This window comes from Corallococcus macrosporus DSM 14697 (assembly GCF_002305895.1).
GTDB classification, from domain to species: Bacteria; Myxococcota; Myxococcia; order Myxococcales; family Myxococcaceae; genus Myxococcus; species Myxococcus macrosporus.
In genome coordinates this window covers 2327170-2342948 of the sequence record NZ_CP022203.1, presented here as the reverse complement: position 1 = coordinate 2342948, position 15779 = coordinate 2327170, and the positions used below count along the sequence as shown (strand labels likewise).

Below are 15779 nucleotides of genomic sequence, written 5' to 3'. Positions count from 1 at the left end.
CACGTCCGTGGGAAGCGAGCGGTGCGCCCACGCCGCGGACGTCCGCGCGCGTGAGCGAACCCGCGGCGCCGATGGCGGCCGTGCGGCCGGACCCGCCGCCCCGCTTCAGCCAGGATGGAGCCACGCCCGCTGGCGAGCCGCCTCGCTTCGGCCCGGCCGGCACCATGCGCCCGGAGGACGAGGCGCCTCGCAACGGCCACGCGGGCGCCATGCGCCAGGACGAGCCACCGCGCGCCTCGATGCCCCCCGGCCCGCGCATGGATGACCTGTCGCCCATGGCGGCCCGGCCCCTGTCGTTCCTCGGCAACGGCGGCGGCGCGCCCCCGGCGCCACAGGGCTACCAGCCCACGCAGATGATTCCGTCCGGCCGGGTGATGGAGGGCCTGCCGCCTTCCGCCGCGCGTCCGCTCTCCTTCCTCCGCAACGGTGGCTCGGCCCAGCCGGCCACGCCTCCCCCGTCCGCGCCCCCGGCGGGCGCCACGCCGCTGTCTCGCACCACGGAGCCCGCGCCGTCCGTCCGCGTCACCAACATCCGCCGGCCCGAGCCCAGCTCGCCGCCGGAGCCTCCGCCCTACGCGGAGGAGGAGGACGCCCGCTACTACCCCGAGGAGAACTCCCCCGAAGGCTGTGCCTCCGGCGAGTGCCTCCCCGAAGTCGCCGCCGCGCCCCCCGCGCCAGCGCCCGAGCCCGTCATCCACCACGAGCCCGAGCCCGAGCCGCCCCCGCCGGCCCCCGTCACCCGCTCCCGGGACAACCCCAACCTGCCCCTCATCGAGCGGTGGCGGGCCGCCGTGGAGACGGTGAAGGCCGCGAATCCCCGGCAGGGCGCGGCGCTCGCCAACGGGCGGCTGATGTCCATGAAGAACGGCGAAATCGTCCTCGGCTTCCTGCCCGTGGCCGGCTTCCACCGAATGGCCGTCAACTCCACCGCGGGCAAGGCCGCCGTGGACAAGGGCCTGGCCGAGCACTTCGGCCGCCCGGTGAAGCTCACCCTCCAGGACGTCTCTCCGGACGACCCGCGCCTGGGTCCCAGCCTGGCCGAGCAGGACGCCCAGACGCGCGCCGCCCACGAGAAGAGCACGGACAGCAAGGTCCGCACCCACCCCGCCGTCCGCGCTGTGCTCAAGTTCCTGGGAGGCGAAATCGAGCACATCCAGGTCTACGAGCCCGAGCGCCCTGGCGCCGAGCCAGCGGCCGACACTCCCGATGACAGCGCCTGACAACCGCCTCGCGCAACGGTAGGGTGGCGCCCCATTCCACGCCGGGGCGGGGCCACACTGCAGGCACCCGCTCCCACGAGCACCGAGGAAGCATATGCCTGGCGTCGACCTGAACTACTTCATCCGGCAGGCGAACAAGCTGACGGAGAAGATTGAAGAGCGGAAGCAGCAGTTGGCGGAGGAGAGCGTGGAGGCCAAGGCCGGAGACGGCCGCGTCACCGTCGTCGCCAACGGCATCCAGGAGATCCGCAGCATCAAGATCGACAAGGAAGCCATCGACCCCAACGACACGTCGATGCTGGAGGACCTCATCACCGCCGCGGTGAACGCCGCCCTGGCGAGCAGCCGTCAGCACATGCAGCGCGAGCTCGCGAAAATCTCCGGCGGCGTCAAGATCCCCGGCGTTACCTGATACCGGATGACCCCCGATCCGCTGAATCGACTCGTCGCCCAACTGGCGAAGCTGCCAGGCATCGGCGAGAAGACCGCGCAGCGCCTCGCGTTCCACATCCTGCGGGCGCCGGGCGAGTACGCCGCGGAGCTGTCGCAAGCCATCCGCGAGGTGAAGGAGAAGGTGCACCTGTGCGTGCGCTGCTTCTCCCTCACCGACGCGGAGACCTGCAACTTCTGCCGGGACGCGCGGCGCGACGAGCGCGTGCTGTGCGTGGTGGAGACCTTCGCCGACCTGATGGCGCTGGAGCGCACCCGTGAGTTCAAGGGCCGCTACCACGTCCTGCACGGCGTGCTGTCCCCCCTGGAGGGCGTGGGCCCCGAGCAGCTCCGCATCCGCGAGTTGCTGGAGCGCCTCAACGACAGCCGGGTGGAGGAGCTCATCCTCGCCACCAACCCGGACGTCGAGGGCGAGGCCACCGCGCTCTATCTGACGCGCCTGCTCAAGCCCATGGGCCTGCGCGTCACCCGCATCGCCCAGGGCCTGCCCATGGGCGGCGACCTGGAGTTCGCCGACCAGGCCACGCTGGCCAAGGCGCTCTCCGCCCGCCGCGACCTGTAGGCTTCAATCCATGGCGGCGCGAGGCACCTCGCGCCGCTACTGCGTCACCCGCCACGAGAAGGGCATCACCACCGTGACCTCCTGGTCCCGGTGCTGAGGGAAGCGCAGTCGCTCCGCCTGGGCTTCCAGGCAGCGGCCCACGCCCGTGGACGCCAGCGGCCCACGCGTCCCCGCCCGCACCTTGCCCGACGAGACGATGGTGAGCTCCACCTGCACCTCGCCCTGGCTCGAAGGCAGGTCCGCCTTGTAGCGCTCGAAGCAGGTGGTGATGCGCGCCCGGCCACGAGAGACGACTCGCTGCACGTCGTCGATGCCCAGCGTCACCCGCTTCTGCGCCGCGCCCTTCTTCGTCCGCACGGGCTCTGCGCCTGAGCGCTCCTCGTCCGCCGCCGACTCCACCTCCTCCGCGGCGCCAGCAAGCGCGGCGGCGTCCGCTTCCGCCAGCGGCTCCGGCGAAGCCGTCGCCGCCACGTCGCCTCCCACCCCGTTGGCCACGGGCTCCGCCGGCGGCGCGGCGGCCCCCACCGGCGCCGCGGCCTCCACGGTGCCCGGCGGCGCGGCGGCCCCCACAGGCGCCGCGGCCTCCACGGCGCCCGGCGGCGCGGCGGCCCCCTCAGGCGCCGCGGCCTCCACGCCAGGCGCGCTCGCTGGAGCCAGCGACACCGATGCGGGCGTCGTCACCCACTGCTGATAGCCGACGATGCCCACCGCGGACAGCAGCAGTCCTCCCGCGAGCCCCACCGCCAGCGTGCGCCAGCGTCGAGGCCCCGCCGCCGTGGCGGGCTCTGGAGCCGCCGGCGCCCGCGCGGCCGCCGCGTGGGCGGGGATGCCCGGCGAGGAAGGCCGCATGGACATGCCGGGCCGCTGCGCGGACGTGGCATCCCCGTCCCGGGCGAGCACACCATACAGATTCGTGCCGTGAGACTCCCCACCCGGCGCCGCCCCCGGCGCGCCCTCGGGCGAGCTGCCGTAGGTCGCCGCGAGCGTGGCCAGCGTGGGGATGCGCGTGCGCTCGGTGAAGCGCTCCTCGCCGAAGTGCCCCTTCAGGAAGGCGCCCAGTTGCAGCGCGCCAGAGCCGCTCAGGTGCTCGGCGAGGAAGGCCTCCAGCGCATCCGCGAAGGCCTCCGCCGTGGGGTAGCGGTCCTCCGGCTTGAAGGCCATGGCCTTGAGGATGATGGCCTCCAGCTCCTCGGGCAGGTCCGGGCGCAGCTCGCGCGGCGGCTTGAGCTCCCCTTGCAGCAGCGCGTTGAGCACCGCCAGGTCATTCTCCCGGGAGAAGGGCCGCACGTGGGTGAGCGCCTCATACAGGCTCACGCCCAGCGCGAAGACGTCCGCGCGGCGGTCCACCTCCTTGCCGCGCGCCTGCTCCGGCGCCATGTACATGTACTTGCCCTTCACCACGCCGGTGCGCGTGTTGACGAGCCGCGACTCCGCCTTGGCGATGCCGAAGTCCAGCACCTTCACCTGCCCCTGGTACGTCAGGTACAGGTTCGACGGGGAGATGTCGCGGTGGACGACGTTGAGCGGCTGCCCCGCCTCGTTGGTGAACTCGTGCGCGAAGTGCAGGCCGCGCGCCGCGTCGACGAGCACCCGCAGCACGATGGGGAGCGGCACGTAGTGGCGCTTGCGCCCGGCCAGCCGCAGCGTCGTGGAGAAGTCCTCGCCCGCGAGGTACTCCATGCAGATGTAGTAGCAGCCCTCCGCGAACCCCAGCTCCTGGATCTGCACGATGTTCGGATGGGACAGCTTCGCCGCAAGCCGCGCCTCGTCCCGGAACATCTCCACGAAGTCGGGGTTGTTCGTCAGGTGCGGCAGCATCCGCTTGATGACGACGTTGCGCTCGAAGCCGTCCGCGCCCAGCAGCTTGGCGAGGAAGATTTCCGCCATGCCACCTTCAGCCAGCTTCCGCACCAGCACGTACGGCCCATAGGGCTGCAACAAGGGAACGGGGCCGGCGTCCGGCACAGGCAGGGTCGTCTGGGGGGGGGACATCCTCACGGCCCTCGCTGTTTCAGGGTGCGCACCGTATGGACCGCCGGGGCACCGGGACGCGTCATCTTAAACACCAACACGGGAGGAGCGCCCACCGGCTCCACCCAGGTGCTGAACCGGTGTTTGCCATCCAGCGCCACCGGGCGTCCATTGATGGACAAGCGGGCGTCCACCGGGGCAACGCCCGCCGCTCGGACCTTCGCGCCCACTTTCTGCCCGTTGCGCGGAGTGGCCACGACGAGCTCCGGCACCGAGTTGTCGTAGACCAGCTCCAGCTTGTTCATCCGCCCTCCCTTGAGCTGTGCACCCGTGGCGGAAAGCGGCGTCACCGACCAGAGGTAGCTGCCCTCGCTCAGCGCGCCGGCGCGCAACGCGGCGCGTGGCTCCGTCACGACGCGCTCTGCCACGGGCGTGTCCAGCGCGCCCGCCCGGTACACCGCCACGCGGTAGCGCGCCGCCGAGGCCTCCGCCGCGTAGGTGAAGGTCACCGCCGGCGGCTTGTCCTGGTAGAAGATGGTCGTCTTCTCCGGCCCCTCGGGCACCACGTTGCGCACGCGCGCCAGCGAGCGCACCGCGCGCTCTGGAGCGAACGACGCGCTGCCCCTCACCTGCGTCCCATCCTCGCGGCGCACCCGCCAGTGCAGCGTGCCCCGCGCCGGCGCCGGCACGTTGACGAAGGGGCGGTACACCGTGCCCGACAGCACCGGCCGCGTGAAGGCCGCGTCCTCCGCCACCTCCACCGTGGCCTCGCCCTCCCCTTCCCACGTGAGGGCCACCTCCCGCAGCCCCGGGTGGAACACCTCCGCGCCGTCGACCACGCCCAACGCCAGCGGCGCGGCGGCGAGCGGCTCGACGCGGGGGGCCGGCGCGGACGCCTCCACCGTGGCGCGCTCACCCGCGCGCAGCGCCTGCCGGGCTTCGCCGCGCACCAGCGTCACCTCCCCGGTGAGGGCATCCACCAGATAGCCCGCGGCCGTCCGGCGCACCGCCAGCCGCGCCTCGCCTCCGCCCTCCACCTGCAAGCCCGGCATCACCAGGCGGCTGGTGCGCCCTCGCGCGAGCTGGAGGTCCAGCCAGCCTCGCAGCAGGTCGAAGCGCGCCTCGTCCGTGGCGCCGCCCTGCTCCGCCGACGTCAGCACCAGCTCCGCGTCCGAGCCCAGCGACACCACCGTGCCCGAGCCATCCAGCGCCAGCACCGCCGAGCCGCCGCGCCGGGTGCGCACGCCATCCCCCGGCGACAGCACCTGGCCCCGCTTCGCCACCGGACGCCACTTCGAAGCCCCCTTGGCGCGCACCTCCGCGCGCCCCGTGCCCGAACGCACCGTCACCGCGATGGGCGCCAGCTCCAGGACGCGGGCCCCCCGGGCCACCAGCTCCGCCTTGCCCGACGCCGCCTCCACCGCGTCGCCCTCGGAGGCGCGCAGCGTCTTGCCATCCCGGCCCACGAATTCGATGGCGCCCAGCCGCACCTCCACGCGGCCTGCGTCCTCGGCCACCTGCACGCGCACCTCGCTGGGTGCGTCAGCCCCCACGCGCGTGAGGCCGAAGGGCGTGCGGATGGTCAGCGCCACCGTCGAGCCCGCGCCCGGCCGCGAGGCCCCCGCCGGCACGCGCGACAAGAGGATGCCGCGCTCCACCTGGAGCACGATGCCGCCGGACTCCGCGCCCAGCGCGAAGCGCGCATCCGGCCCCACCTCCACGGAACGGCCATCCGGGAAGCGCACCGTCGCCGCGCCGCCCGCGGCCGTCTCCAGCGCGTCGCCGCCGTACAACGGGCCCTCGGCCGCGGGCCCCTGCTTGCCGCCGCGCTCCAGCCGCACGTCGCCGGACACACCCTCCAGGTGCCCCAGCACCTCACCAGGGCCCGCGTCCACGGCCACGGTGGGCGCGGGCCGCGCCGTCCCGGCGTCGTCATCACACCCCGCGACGAGGAGCAGGAGGACCAGGAACCAACGACGTGGGGCGCTCACCGTTTCCCCCTCGGGAAGAGGTCGACATTGAGGATGGTCCGCTCTCCCTCGCGCAGGGTGATGACCTTCGTCTGGGCCCTGTGGCCCCGCGCGGAGATGGTGATGCGGTAGGTGCCACCTCGCACCTGGACATTGAAGGCCCCCTTCGCGTCCGTGCGCGCGCGGACCCGGGCCTTGGTGATGCGCAAGGTCGCCACCAGGGGCTTGCCTCCCCGCGCGCTGCGGACCTGCCCGGACAGCGTGGCCCGCGTCCCCTTCCGCTCCGCCGCCAGCGGCACCGACAGCGACGACTCCTGCCCGGCGACGACCACCGCCGCTTCATCCGCGGACCGGAAGCCCGATGCCGCCACCGAGATGGCCACCGGCCCGGGCGCCAGGTCCTCCACCACCGCCTGCCCTGTCAGGTCCGTGCGCGCCTGGACCGCGCCCACCGACACGCGGATGTCCGGCAACGGCGCGCCCGTCCGCGCGTCCACCACCGTCACGCGCAGCGTGCCCGTGGCCGGTGGCAGCGGCGTGGCCCGGACCTCCAGCTCCGAGCGGGCCCCCTCCTCCACCGTGGCCGTCGCCTCCGAGGCCGCGTAGCCCTCCGCCGACACCCGCGCGGACAGCGGCCCGGGCGACAGGGACGCGACCTCGACCTCACCTTCCGCGCTCGCGACGTGCTCCACGCCGCCCAGCACCACCCGCGCACCCGGCAACGGCGCGCCCGTCCGCGCATCCAGCACCCGGACGCGCACGCTCCCGGGCACCACGACTGGCGCGGGCGCGGGCACCCGCGGCGCCGGCCGGGCGGCGTCATGCCACGCCAGCTCCAGCGCCGCGCCCATCCGCCGCAGGCGCTGCCGGGACTGCGTCCCATCCTCCAGCGTCACCGTGTCCTGCACGTGCTGGAAGTCCAGCACCAGCGTGCCCGTCCAGCGCTCCGCCCGCCGCAGCGGCACCAGCAGCGCGCCGCCCACGGAGAAGCCCTTCGCCTCCGCCCGGGCGCCGCTGGCGTCGCGCACCGACAGCGCCACCGGCAGCTCGCCGCGCGCCTCCAGCCGCAGCCCCAGCACCAACGGCAGGCGCACCAGGCCGCCCACCACCGCCGCGTGCCGCACACCTCGGAGGAGCACCGGCTCCGACGAATCACTGAAGTGCGGAAGCTGCGAGAAGCCGTAGCCCGCGCCCAGCTCCGCGCGCACCGGCCCCAGGAGGAGCCGCGCCCGGGGCCCCACCGAGGCCCTCAGCAGGCTGCCCCCGGTGATCCGCAGCGCCTCTTCCCGCAGGTCGAAGGCCTCCCGCTGGACTCCGGCCCACGCGCCCAGCCACGACGTGCCCCACCACCCCGTCCCCACCACCGCCAGGTCGTTCGGCGTGAAGCCCTCATAGGTGAGCCCGGGCCCTACATCCGCCTGACGCCCGTCGCGGAGGGACAGCCCGTAGCGAAGGCGCAACGAGGCGTGCTCGGCCACCGCCTCCGCGTGGGCGGCGGGCGTGGCGAGCAGCACGAGGAGCACCAGCGCCAGGCGCGCCACGAACGAACGCGGGAGAAGCGGGGGCGGCAAAACACGGCGGAGTATAGAGAAAGCCGGGAAGGCCCCCAACCCCGGAGGGGCAGGTCCGCTCAGGCCCCGCGGACCGGAGCCGTGGATCCGTGGCCTCCACCCCACAGGGCGTCCGGTGGGCATGGGAACGGGCACGGAACCTCGCGCGGGAAGCGGATGGCTTCTTGCTGGAGTGGAGACGCTTTGCTAAGCATCCTGACGGTCGGTAGCGCCTCGTCTAACCTCGTGGATTCACTCCAGAAACATCGGAGCGTTGCCGTGAGCGGGGCGAGCGAACGCTGAGGAGCGCATACGCCCATGGGCACGCAACTGGTGATGTACGAAGAGGAGTTCACCAAGATCAACGCCGTTTGCGACCGGCTTACCAAGGACGCGAACGCGAAGGTGGTCTTCCTCGTCGACAAGAACGGGCAGCTCATCTCCTCCGCGGGTCAGACGCAGAACATCGACACCACCTCGCTGGCCTCGCTGACGGCCGGCAACGTGGCGGCGATGGGTGGCCTGGCCAAGCTGATTGGGGAGAACGAGTTCCCCAACCAGTTCCACGAGGGGGCCAAGGACTCGCTGTACATGACCATCGTCGGCAGCCGGGTCGTGCTGGTCGTCATCTTCGACAACCGCACCAGCCTCGGCCTCGTCCGCCTTCGCATCAAGAAGGCCAGCGACGAGCTCACGAAGATCTTCGAGAGCCTGGTGAAGAAGACGGATAGCCCTGGAGCCGGGTCGCCCTTCGCCGAGATCTCCGACGACGATATCGACAACCTCTTCAGCGAGTAACCCGGGAAGCCATGTCCTTCATCAACTACTCATCCCGCGAAATCAACTGCAAGATTGTCTATTACGGGCCCGGGCTCTGCGGGAAGACGACCAACCTCCAGTACATCTACAACAAGACCGCCGCGGAGACGAAGGGCAAGCTCATCTCCCTCTCCACGGAGACGGACCGCACGCTCTTCTTCGACTTCCTGCCGCTGTCGCTCGGTGAGATTCGCGGCTTCAAGACGCGCTTCCACCTGTACACGGTGCCCGGTCAGGTCTTCTACGACGCCAGCCGCAAGCTCATCCTCAAGGGCGTGGACGGTGTCGTGTTCGTGGCAGACAGCCAGATTGAACGCATGGAAGCGAACATGGAGTCGCTCGAGAACCTGCGCATCAACCTGGCCGAGCAGGGCTACGACCTGAACAAGATTCCGTACGTCATCCAGTACAACAAGCGCGACCTGCCCAATGCCGTGACGGTGGAGGAGATGCGCAAGGCGCTCAACCCCCGCAACATCCCGGAGTACCAGGCCGTGGCCCCCACCGGCGTGGGCGTGTTCGACACGCTCAAGGCCGTGGCCAAGCTGGTCCTCACCGAGCTGAAGAAGGGGGGTTGAAGCAAGCGCCCAGGCGGGCGGCCCCGGCCTCCGCCTACGGCGTGGCAAGACGTCCCACAGGCAAGGGTGCTATGTCCTCCCTTGCCGTCAGGTCGGACCGTCTGCCTGCTGAGGTCGTACCGTGCGTGTCGCCGCTACCTTCCCGCTCCTCGCCCTGCTGGGCGCCGCCCTCTGTGGGCCGGCGCTCGCGCAGGAGCCCGCCGCCTCCGCTCCTCCTTCCGCCCAGGCCGCGACGACCGCCGACGAGGCGTTCGACACCCGCGTGAAGACGCTGGAGGAGAACGTCGTCGACCTGAAGGAGAAGATCTACCGCTCCAAGGCGCGCCTCCTGCTCCTGCAGGAGACGGTGCTGGGCGGGGATGTCTCCACCGGCGCCCGCGCCGTCATCATCCACAAGAACGAGATGGGCGGCTCCTTCGAGCTGGAGTCGGTGGCCTACGCGCTGGACGGCGCGCCCGTCTACACGCAGGTGGATGAAGAGGGGAAGACGGACCTGGGCAAGCGCGAGCGCTTCGAGGTCTTCAACGGCCGCATCGTCCCCGGGCAGCACCAGCTCGCCGTGCGCCTGGTGTACCGGGGCAACGGCTACGGCGTGTTCAGCTACCTGGAGGGCTACAAGTTCAAGGTGCAGTCCAGCTACACCTTCAGCGCGGAGCCCGGGAAGACGTCCACCGTGCACGTGGTGGGCTACGAGCAGGGCGGCATCACCACCGACCTGAAGGACCGGCCCGCGGTGCGCTACGACGTCTCCATCGCCCGTGGGACGGGCAGCAGGGCCGCGCCCACCGCGCCGCCTCCCGTCACCCGCACCACTCCCGGGCAGTAGAGGGCCAGACGGTGAACGCGTCACTCCGCGCCCTCGCTCTCGCGGCGGCCCTGCTGGGGCCGGCGGTCGTCCGCGCCGCCGAGCAGCCCGTGCAGGCGCCCACGCCCCGCCCGACCGCGGCGGCCCTGTCGCCACGGCTGGACGCGGTGGAGCAGGCCCTGCGCGGCGCCGAGGAGAACCTCCACTCCGTGGAGACGCAGTACACCCAGCGCGCCGAGCCCGATGACGACGAAGCCCTCGCGCGCCGCTACTCGGACGGCGAAATCCACTACCAGTTGGGCGACTGGCCGGCGGCCTCCGTCCTCTTCTACGACCTGGTGAGCGACCCGCGCTTCCGCGCGCATCCGCGCTACCCGGACGCGCTCTTCTACCTGGCGGACGCGCTCCTGGAGCAGCGCAACGACATCGGCGCGCGCATGTACCTGCGCGAGCTGCTCGCCCTGCCCTCCAGCTCCGGCCACTACCGCGAGGCGCTGTCGCGCTACCTGACGGTGGCCGGCCGGCTCAACTACTACGACGGCATCGAGGAGTACGTGGCGCGGGCCCGGGCCCTGTCCGGCGGGCAGCTCCCTCCGGAGATTGCCTACGTCCACGCGAAGTGGCTGTTCCGCCGCACGGACCTGTCCCCAGCGGACCGCATCGCCCAGGCCCGCGCCGCCTTCACCCCGCTGGCGAGGTCCCCCCAAGGCCCCTTCCGCTTCCAGGCCGCCTACCACCTGGGCGTCTTGTCCGTGCAGGAAGGCGATCTCCCCGCGGCCATCACCCGCTTCCAGCAGCTCGCCACGCCGCCCTCGGCCCAGGCCGCGCAGGTGGCCCCGGGCAAGACGGGCCCCCGCCGCTCCACCCCCACGCCCGAGGAGCAGGCCCTCCGCGTTCGCGAGCTGGCGCTGATGTCGCTGGGACGGCTGCTCTACGAGACGGGCCGCTTCGACGAGGCGCTGGACCACTACGGCCAGGTGCCGCGCGACAGCGAGTCCTTCCCCGATTCGCTGTACGAATCCGCCTGGGTCCACGTGCGCCAGGGGGACTACCAGCAGGCGAAGAACGCCCTCGACATCCTGGTGCTGGTGGCGCCCGACTCGCAGCTCGCGTCCGAAGGCCGCATCCTCCAGGGCAACCTGCTCCAGAAGCTGCGCCGCTACGACGAGGCGACCGACACCTATACCCGCGTCATCGACATCTTCCGGCCCGCGCGCGAGCAGGTGGACGCGCTGCTGGGCTCCCACACCGACCCGGTGGCGTACTTCGACAAGCTGCTGGTGCGCACCGATGGCCCGCTGGACATGCGCTCGGCGCTGACGCCCCTCGCGCTGAAGTACGCCACCACGCAGCGCGAGGTGGAGGACGCGGTGCGCATGGTGGAGGAGCTCGACAGCAGCCGCCGGGGCCGGGAGGAGGCCGCGGCCATCGCCCGGCGCATCCTCGATGCCCTGGACACGCGCGGCCTGGAGTCCTTCCCGGAGCTGCAGGAAGCCAACACGCGCGCGGACGCGGTCGACACCGCCCTCGCCCAGGCCGACGCGGAGCTGGTACGGGTGGAGACGCTCGCGCTGGAGGGCGTGCTCACGCCCGCCGAGCGGGCCCGGCTGGCGGAGGCCCGCGCCGCGCGTGAGGCCCTGGAGCGCCGCTTCTCCGCGCTGCCCACCACGCTGAAGGCCCTGGAAGCGCGCCGCGAGCGGATGCAGCGCCGCGTGGACGAGGTGGACCTCGAGACACACCGGCTGGACTTCGAGGTCCAGTCGCTGCACGCCATCGCCGCCTCGGTGCGCAAGTGGGTGGAGGACTCGCGGCCCCACCGGCGGACCCCGCCAGACGAGGAGCGCGAGTTCCTCCTGCAGTTGCAGGCCGAGGTCCAGACCCTGAAGGACCTCCAGGCGGAGCTGACCGCCGTGCGCGCGCGGCTCGCGGACGAGCGCAACGCCGTGGACACCACCCTGGCCGGAGAGCGCGAGCTCCGCGCCGCCTACGCGGACGCCCTGCGACGCGAGCACGCGCTCCTGGCCGCGGCGGAGCCCCGGGCGGACGCGGACGCCGTGGCCACGCTGCGGCGCTCCCAGGCCGCGCGCGGCCGGCTGGACGGCATGCGCGGGCGCGTGACGGCGGCCCGGGCCGTGGTGCGCGAGCGGCTGGAGCGCCAGGGCCGCGTCATCCGCGAGAAGGTCGTGGCCGAGCAGCAGCGCCTGGAGCGCTACGAGGCGGAGCTGGCCGCCGTGTCCGGCGACGCCCGGCAGCTCATGGGCCGCGTCGCCTACGACAGCGTCCGCCGCGTGCGGCAGCAGTTCTACGACCTGGTGCTCAAGGCGGACGTGGGCCTGGTGGACGTGGCCTTCAACGAGAAGCAGGACAAGACGACCGCCATCCAGACGCTCTCCATGCAGAAGGACGAGGCCCTGCGCGAGCTGGACGCCGAGTTCCAGGACGTCCTGTCCGAGGTGAAGGAGTGATGCGCGCCCGTCTCCTCGCCGCGCTGCTCGCCGTGAGTGGCCCCGCGTCCGCCTCCCCCTACCTCCAGGGCCTGGGGCGCACGCCCGAACAGGAGGCGCTGTTCCAGGAGGTGAGCCAGGCGCTGGAGCTCTACGAGTCCGAGTCCCGCGAGTTCCACCGCGAGGTGCAGGAGCTGGTGGAGCAGCGCTACGAGCAGAAGCGTGGCGCGCTGGCGGCCTCGTACGAGCAGCGCATCAAGGACCTGGAGGCCCAGGAGCGCCGCGAGCGGCTGGACGCCATCGCCCGCTTCGAGGAGTTCCTGCGGCGCTACCCCAACGAGCCGCGCTTCACCCCGGACGTGATGTTCCGGCTGGCGGAGCTGTATTACGAGCGCTCGTCGGACGACCACCTGCTCGCGATGAAGGACTACGCGGAGCGGCTGGAGGCGCACGACCAGAACCCGGACGCGGAGTTCCCCACCGAGCCGCGCGTGGACTACGCGCCCTCCATCGCGCTCTACCGCAAGCTGCTGGCCACCTTCCCGGACTACCGCCTCAACGACGGCGCCTGGTACCTGCTGGCCTACTGCCTGGAGAAGCAGGACCAGTACGAGGACAGCCTCCACGCGTACCAGCAGCTCATCGCGACCTATCCGCGGAGCCGCTTCGCCACCGAGTCCTGGGTGCGCATCGGCGAGCACTGGTTCGACAACTACGAGGACCCGCGGGCCCTGCCCAATGCCGCGCGGGCCTACGAGGCCGCCACGCGCGACACCGCGCACCCGCTCTACGACAAGGCGCTCTACAAGCTCGGCTGGACGTACTACCGCATGGACCACTTCGAGCCGGCGGTGGCGTCCTTCCTGACGCTGGTGGACTTCTACGACACCCAGCGCGTGGCCAGGGGTGACGCGACGGCGGGCGGCGACCTGCGCGAGGAAGCGCTCCAGTACGTGGCCATCTCCCTGGCGGACGACACCTGGGGCGGCATCGCCCGGGCGGAGGCGCTCTTCGCGGAGCGTGGCCCGAAGCCCTACGAGGCCGAGGTGTACCAGCGGCTGGGCAACGTCTACTTCGACCAGACGAAGCACGCGCCCGCCATCGAGGCCTACCGGCGCGTGCTGCAGAAGGCCCCGGACGCGCCGGACGCGCCCCTGGTGCAGCAGCGCATCGTCCAGGCCTACGAGAGAGACAGGCTGCTGGGCCTGTCCTTCGCCGAGTCCGAGTCCCTGGCCAGCCTCTACCAACCCGGCAGCGCCTGGTACGAGAAGAACAAGGGCGACACGGCGGCCCTCAACCGCGCCAACGCGCTGGCCGAGCGCAGCCTCTACGGCAGCGCCACCTACCACCACCAGCAGGCGCTGGTGTTCAAGCAGGAGGGCAGGTTCGAGCAGGCCAAGGGCGCCTTCGAGGTCGCCGCGCGCGCGTATGGCACGTACCTGGAGCGCTTCCCGCGGACCAAGAGCGCGGGCGACATGCGCTTCTATTACGCGGAGTGCCTCTACAACGCCTTCCAGTTCACCGCCGCCGCGCGCGCCTATGAAGAAGTGCGCGACACGGACGCGGCCAACAAGCACCGCCCGGACGCGGCCCTCAACGCGGTGCTCGCGTGGCAGAAGCAGCTCGCGCTGGAGGTCCAGGCGGGCACGGTGCCGGCGTCGAAGCCGCTGCGCTCCAGCGAGCGCCCCCAGGGCCAGCAGGTGACACCCCGCCCCTTCGCGCCCACCGAGCAGAAGCTGGTGGCCGCCGCCGACGCGTACGTGGCCCTGCTGCCCGCCGGAGAGAAGGCGCCCGGCATCGCCTACCAGGCCGCGGAGCTGTACTACACGCACGACGACTTCCCCGAGGCGCGCCGCCGCTTCGAGGCCATCATCCAGACGTACCCGAGCCACGAGGTGGCCCGCTACGCCACCAACCTCACCATCGAGACCTACCTCATCGACGAGGACTGGCGGAGCGTGGAGGCCGTCAGCGCGCGGCTGGCCAGCAACGACAAGGTCATCGACCCGGCCAGCGACCTGCACGCGCAGCTCGTGAAGTTCAAGCTCGCCGGCCGCTTCAAGCTGGCCGACCAGCTCATGGCCGAGTCGAAGTACGAGGAGGCCGCGGCCAAGTACATCGAGCTGGTGGACGAGTCGCCCCGCCACGAGTTCGCGGACAAGGCCCTCAACAACGCCGCCGTGGCGCATGAGAACACGCGCCGCTTCGACTCCGCGCTGAAGCTGTACGAGCGCATCTACCGCGACTACCCGGCGTCCCCGCTGGCGGGCGGGGCCCTGTTCCGGGTGGCGGTGAACGCGGAGAACTCCTACGACTTCGACAAGGCCGTCATTAGCTACCAGAAGCTGGTGAAGGACTACCCGGCGTCGAAGGACCGGGAGGCCGCGCTCTTCAACGCCGCGCGCCTGCTGGAGGGCCAGCAGCGCTACCCGGAGGCGGCCGCCGCCTTCATGCGCTACGCGGAGCTGTTCCCCAAGGCGGAGGACGCGCCGAAGAACCAGTACCGCGCCGCCATCATCTACGAGAAGCAGGGCAACCCCCGCGGCGAGGTCCGCGCGCTCCAGGAGTTCGTGCGCAAGTTCGCCTCGCAGTCCGGCCAGGTGGAGCTGGTGGTGGACGCGCACCGGCGCATGGGCGACGCCCACCAGAAGCTGGGCAGCACGCGCGAGGCCCAGCGCGCCTGGGAGCGCTCCGCGGCGGAGTTCGACCGGCGCAAGCTCCAGCCGGACACGCACCCGCTGGCCGCGGACGCCGCCGCCTACAGCCGCTTCCAGCTCGCCGAGCTGGAGTTCCAGAAGTTCGACAAGCTGAAGATTGGCGGCCAGGGCAAGGCGCTGGAGCGGAGCTTCACCGCGAAGCGCAACGGCGTGAAGTCCGTCAACAACGCCTACGCGCGCGTCTTCCTGTACAAGCAGTTGGAGTGGACGCTGGCCGCGCTCTACCGCCGGGGCCATGCGCTGGAGCGCTTCGCCAACACCATCATCGAGACGCCCGTCCCCACCGAGGTGAAGCGGATGGGCGAGGAGGCGGTGGTCGTCTACCAGGACGCGCTCGTCCAGCAGACGACGTCCCTGGAAGAGGCCGCCGTGGAGAGCTACGCCGCCACGCTGGCCGAGGCGCGGAGGAACCGCCTCACCAACGCGTGGACGCGGCGCACCCTGGAGGCCCTCAACCGCTTCCGGCCCAAGGAGTACCCCGTGCTCAAGGAGCCCAAGCAGGCGCTGGCCGCGGACGCCACCTACCCCGACGGGCTGGTGGGCAGCATCACCGGGCCCGTGCGCACCGCGCCCCAAGAGGGCCCGCGCCTGTCCGGGGAGGGAACGAAGTGAGCCCTGGCCCGCGTCATTCTCGCGCCGATGCGACCTCCGCCGTGGCGCGGCCCCCCGCCGAGGCGCCTGCATCCACGATGC

General features: G+C 72.0%; 11 protein-coding genes. 8 read left to right on the top strand and 3 right to left on the bottom strand.

All coding sequences use genetic code 11. The features are described from left to right. Window positions 1-50 precede the first annotated feature (50 nt). From MYMAC_RS09985 to recR, 3 genes are all read left to right on the top strand, one after another. On the top strand, window positions 51-1220 hold the full coding sequence (locus MYMAC_RS09985) for a DNA polymerase III subunit gamma/tau (RefSeq protein WP_239989458.1): 1170 nt from the start codon (window positions 51-53) through the stop codon (window positions 1218-1220). A gap of 94 nt (window positions 1221-1314) precedes the next feature. Next, entirely contained in the window at window positions 1315-1632 is a 318-nt protein-coding gene (locus MYMAC_RS09980) for a YbaB/EbfC family nucleoid-associated protein (RefSeq protein ID WP_013938542.1), read from the top strand. Between the two features lie 6 nt (window positions 1633-1638). Next, entirely contained in the window at window positions 1639-2232 is a 594-nt protein-coding gene (gene recR / locus MYMAC_RS09975) for a recombination mediator RecR (protein ID WP_013938541.1), read from the top strand. A 36-nt stretch (window positions 2233-2268) separates the two neighbouring features. Here recR and MYMAC_RS09970 read toward each other — a convergent pair whose 3' ends face one another. From MYMAC_RS09970 to MYMAC_RS09960, 3 genes are read right to left on the bottom strand one after another with little or no spacing between them, the layout of a single operon-like run. Then, window positions 2269-4224, bottom strand: coding sequence for a protein kinase domain-containing protein (locus tag MYMAC_RS09970; protein WP_095957935.1), 1956 nt, complete (start codon window positions 4222-4224; stop codon window positions 2269-2271). Window positions 4225-4226: 2 nt separating this feature from the next. After that, the gene (locus tag MYMAC_RS09965) at window positions 4227-6194 is read right to left on the bottom strand and encodes a FecR family protein (RefSeq protein WP_095957934.1); all 1968 of its coding nucleotides are present in this window, start codon (window positions 6192-6194) and stop codon (window positions 4227-4229) included. Beyond that, a complete protein-coding gene (locus MYMAC_RS09960) occupies window positions 6191-7714 on the bottom strand; it encodes a carboxypeptidase regulatory-like domain-containing protein (protein ID WP_095957933.1) in 1524 nt (507 codons plus the stop codon). Before MYMAC_RS09960 ends, MYMAC_RS09965 begins: the two co-directional genes overlap by 4 nt. 327 nt (window positions 7715-8041) lie before the next feature. On the opposite strand from MYMAC_RS09960, the gene mglB reads away from it, so the two are divergent. From mglB to MYMAC_RS09935, 5 genes are all read left to right on the top strand, one after another. Then, window positions 8042-8521, top strand: coding sequence for a gliding-motility regulator GTPase-activating protein MglB (mglB, locus tag MYMAC_RS09955; protein ID WP_002637270.1), 480 nt, complete (start codon window positions 8042-8044; stop codon window positions 8519-8521). An 11-nt stretch (window positions 8522-8532) separates the two neighbouring features. Further along, window positions 8533-9120 carry a gliding-motility regulator Ras-like GTPase MglA gene (mglA, locus tag MYMAC_RS09950; RefSeq protein WP_002637269.1) on the top strand — a complete coding sequence of 196 codons (588 nt, stop codon included), beginning with the start codon at window positions 8533-8535 and terminating at the stop codon, window positions 9118-9120. A 121-nt stretch (window positions 9121-9241) separates the two neighbouring features. Beyond that, entirely contained in the window at window positions 9242-9946 is a 705-nt protein-coding gene (locus tag MYMAC_RS09945) for a dihydrolipoamide acetyltransferase (protein ID WP_095957932.1), read from the top strand. A gap of 11 nt (window positions 9947-9957) precedes the next feature. Next, window positions 9958-12390, top strand: coding sequence for a tetratricopeptide repeat protein (locus MYMAC_RS09940; protein WP_095957931.1), 2433 nt, complete (start codon window positions 9958-9960; stop codon window positions 12388-12390). Continuing rightward, entirely contained in the window at window positions 12390-15698 is a 3309-nt protein-coding gene (locus MYMAC_RS09935; RefSeq protein ID WP_239989457.1) for a tetratricopeptide repeat protein, read from the top strand. The genes MYMAC_RS09940 and MYMAC_RS09935 overlap by 1 nt, the downstream gene beginning before the upstream one ends. Window positions 15699-15779 lie beyond the last annotated feature (81 nt).

Excerpts from the sequence above, each read along its gene's own strand:
- MYMAC_RS09935 (WP_239989457.1), top strand. The coding sequence starts at position 12,390 with ATGCGCGCCCGTCTCCTCGCCGCGCTGCTCGCCGTGAGTGGCCCCGCG.
- MYMAC_RS09980 (WP_013938542.1), top strand. The coding sequence starts at position 1,315 with ATGCCTGGCGTCGACCTGAACTACTTCATCCGGCAGGCGAACAAGCTG.
- MYMAC_RS09970 (WP_095957935.1), bottom strand. The coding sequence starts at position 4,224 with ATGTCCCCCCCCCAGACGACCCTGCCTGTGCCGGACGCCGGCCCCGTT.
- mglA (WP_002637269.1), top strand. The coding sequence starts at position 8,533 with ATGTCCTTCATCAACTACTCATCCCGCGAAATCAACTGCAAGATTGTC.
- recR (WP_013938541.1), top strand. The coding sequence starts at position 1,639 with ATGACCCCCGATCCGCTGAATCGACTCGTCGCCCAACTGGCGAAGCTG.
- mglB (WP_002637270.1), top strand. The coding sequence starts at position 8,042 with ATGGGCACGCAACTGGTGATGTACGAAGAGGAGTTCACCAAGATCAAC.